Origin of the sequence: Lentilactobacillus sp. TOM.63, assembly GCF_030361045.1 — a bacterium.
Lineage (GTDB): Bacteria > Bacillota > Bacilli > Lactobacillales > Lactobacillaceae > Lentilactobacillus > Lentilactobacillus dabitei.
Window position 1 is genome coordinate 1 of record NZ_JAUCAP010000129.1, and the last position, 3,675, is coordinate 3,675.

Annotated in this window: 3 protein-coding genes; all 3 read left to right on the top strand. The window is 37.5% G+C overall.

All coding sequences use genetic code 11. The annotated features are described in order from the left end of the window. Nucleotides 1-591 precede the first annotated feature (591 nt). Nucleotides 592-1,548: a protein rep gene (locus QUF07_RS13430; protein WP_289427919.1), complete on the top strand. Its 957-nt coding sequence runs from the start codon at nt 592-594 to the stop codon at nt 1,546-1,548. Nucleotides 1,549-1,627: 79 nt separating this feature from the next. Further along, on the top strand, nt 1,628-2,176 hold the full coding sequence (locus QUF07_RS13435) for a hypothetical protein (RefSeq protein WP_289427920.1): 549 nt from the start codon (nt 1,628-1,630) through the stop codon (nt 2,174-2,176). Between the two features lie 190 nt (nt 2,177-2,366). Next, nucleotides 2,367-3,452, top strand: coding sequence for a MobV family relaxase (gene mobV, locus QUF07_RS13440; RefSeq protein ID WP_056986608.1), 1,086 nt, complete (start codon nt 2,367-2,369; stop codon nt 3,450-3,452). Nucleotides 3,453-3,675 lie beyond the last annotated feature (223 nt).

Sequence of the window (3,675 nt, forward strand, 5' to 3'; positions counted from 1 at the left end):
GTCAGTCAACGGTAAATCGAATTAAAGGGACTTACTGCTTTAGCAGTTAGTCCCTTTTTGAGGCTTTAAGGAGTTGACTGACTCACTAGACCAAGACACTTTTGCGCATGCAAAGAAAAGCACACCTGCTTTTTTTGCCTGCCTCACGGCGAGTGCGGGGTGAGTTTGAGCGGGGGCTCCCGCTCATTTATGGGGTCCAGCTGGTTCAGCTGGTCAGTATGGCTGAAAGCCATGGTCTTAAAAAGCAGTTCGGCGATTTTTGCTGATCTGCTTTTTGGGGTTTGAAACCGTCGTTTTTTCGACGGTTTCTTCTTATCTTGATACTATTAGAAACAACGTCATTTTAAAAAACTGGGATAAACCCTTGACACAACTGGGCTTAGGCGTATTATGAGTTTATAAAATGAATAAAGAAAAAACCCACGTGAGAATTCCTAGTTTGGCGACCCGGAACACGTGAGTTAATCTTGAATATTCGTATTTACTAAACATAGTTTAAAGCTTGAGGTAGTAAGCGTCAAGCCCTTAGTTTTAGTAAATACATAAAAGATTAGCTCTTCTCACGTGGTTGGATGAGAGGAGCTTTTTAGGTTGGCTGATAGAAAAGTTTTAGTTGATCGATCGCAGTCGGGAAAAGTACGACCATGGCGAGAACATAAGTTAGAGAATTTACAGTATGGTGATTATTTACAAATGTTGCACTACAAGAAAGCCCATCGAGTTAAAGAGTGTGGTGAAGTATTACGTTTTGTGGAAGATAAAAATGGTCACAAAAAATTGGCTCAGACTTGGTTTTGCCATTCCCGTTTGTGTCCGTTATGTAATTGGCGGCGGTCAATGAAACAATCTAACCAGTTAACTCAAATTTTGACAGAAGCAGTTAAACAGCGAAAAACGGGTCGGTTCTTGTTTTTAACGTTGACGGTAAAGAATACTACAGGGGATTTGTTGAAGAGTGAATTACGGCAGATGGGACGAGCCATTGCAAAGATCTTTCAGTATAAAAAAGTGGCTAAAAATTTGTTGGGTTATGTACGTTCAACTGAGGTTACCATTAATCACGAAGCGGATCAGCTGATGTATCACCACCATATGCATGTTTTGCTTTTTATGAAATCGAGTTATTTTACAGGAACTGATAATTATATTTCACAAGCAGAATGGACTAGATATTGGCAACGAGCGATGAAATTAGCTTATGTGCCGGTTGTGAATGTTGAGGCAGTTAAACCGAATGTGAATCGCCATAAAAATTCTTTATTGGCTAGTGCGCAAGAGACGGCTAAATATCAAGTGAAATCTAAAGATATTTTGACTAATAATCAAGAACAAGACTTACAAGTGATTGACGATTTAGAACAAGCTTTGGCGGGTTCCCGCCAAATTAGTTATGGTGGTTTTCTGAAAGAAATTCGTAAGCAGTTGCAACTAGAAGATGTTGAAAATGGTGATTTGATTAATACGGATAGTGATGATAAACAAACTGAACAGGTAGTGCGTGAGGTTATTGCTAAATGGGATTATCAGCGTAAAAATTATTTTTTGTAATATTTTCTATATTTCAGGAAAATTCTTATATTATTATTGAGAGAATAAAAATGAAAATATTTGAAAGGAAGCTTTTAATTTGCATGAGATTTGGAATTGGTTTAAAGGATTATTTTCAGGAGGTAAAATTCAATCTAATATTGGAAAAGCTAATACTAGTAATTCTATTGACGGTAATAATAACTTTAGTAGTGGCAACATTGAAGTAGGAAATGGTTCCGCTGTGGGAAATAATAATTCATTAATAACATATAAGGTTACTGTTAACCGTGATGATTCTGATAGAATTAGGTTAATAAAAAAGTTTTCTAACGATTTCTTGTATAAAGCTGATAAAATTCATCAAGAAATTGGCCTCTCTAGTGGTAAAAACAATGTTCCAGATTTTTGTAGTGAATTGGCTGTTCTTGAAAATTCAATAGATATGACTGTCGATATTCCTAAAGAACTTGTTTCTCCTGCTAAAGAAATTGTTCAGTCTTTGTGGAGTTATTATAAGTTGGTTGCTAATTTTAAGAATTCTGATTCCGGACGATATGCAGTTAATTTTGAATCAAGTAAGCAAAAAGTTGTGAATTTATCAAGAAACTATTCTGATATTTTGAGAAACTATATTCATGCTGAATAGTTGATTTTGAACTTAGATAATCATTGGGAGCAAAAGCGACCTTTGATTATCTTTTTGCCAACGGCAAAACCGGCCTCGCAGAGCCCAAACTTTACAAGGTAAAGTATATTGGGCTATACCTTGCATGGAGGTTTTCCGAATTCTGTGCTATGCTCTAACCAAATTTAGCTGTTTGGAATGGAGTGGTGAAATGAGTTATTTAGTGGCTAATATGCAGAAATTAAAAGCTGATAATTTAGTTGGCTTGGGTAATCATGATCAACGCCGAACCCGACATCACAAAAATACTGATATTGACGTTAACCGTTCTGACTTAAATTATGATTTAGTTGCTGGTCGGACTAACCATTTCAAAACGGATATTGAGGCTTATATTAACGAGCATAAAACCAGTCAGCGAGCGGTCAGAAAAGATGCCGTTTTAGTCAATGAATGGATTATTTCGAGCGATAGCAATTTCTTTGCTAATTTAACGGCGGCTGATACGCGCAAATATTTTGAAACAGCTAAAGCTTACTTTGCTGAAAAATTTGGTGAAGAAAACATTCGTTATGCGATTGTTCATCTTGATGAGAGTACGCCCCATATGCATATGGGAATTGTTCCATTTGATGATGAGTATAAATTATCGGCTAAACGGGTGTTTAATCGTGCGGCTTTGCAAAACGTTCAAGATCAATTGCCAGTTTATTTACGACAACACGGATTTGATGTTGAACGTGGTATTCAAGAATCGCAACATAAAAGTTTAACGGTACCAGAATACAAAGCTATGCGGGAAGACTTGAAAAAGGCGACGCTTCAAAAACGAGAAATACAAGCTGAACTTGAAGATGCCAGAAAACGCCTTGCTGAACTTAAACCTCGTGATCAGCAGGAAATTGAGAGCAAACCTACTCTTTTAAGCAAGGATAAAGTGGTTGTTAGAAAAAGTGATCTTCATGACTTAGAATCTCGAGCAGCTGTCAGTGATATTTATAATCAACAACAGAACCGTTTAAAACTTGATAATCAAAGCTTAAATTATCAACTGCTTGAAGTTAAAGACAATAATTATGATTTAAGCAAGAAAAATGAGAAGCTCCAAAAATTAGTAGATACGTTACAAGGAATTGTTCGGAGCGTTGACCGGTTCTTACAGCGCAAATTAGGTGTTGGCTTACCAAGTGAGTGGCTAGAACGAGCTGGACTAAAAGAACCGTCTAAAAAAGCCCCTCAGAGGCCACAGGAACGTTCAGAGAGACAGCATGATGAATTAGATGGTCCAAGTCTTTGAACTTGGCCTATGGCTTTAATTTACCCGCTGATGATCATTGAAGCTGGTTAATGGCCGTCAGTCAACGGTAAATCGAATTAAAGGGACTTACTGCTTTAGCAGTTAGTCCCTTTTTGAGGCTTTAAGGAGTTGACTGACTCACTAGACCAAGACACTTTTGCGCATGCAAAGAAAAGCACACCTGCTTTTTTTGCCTGCCTCACGGCGAGTGCGGGGTGAGTTT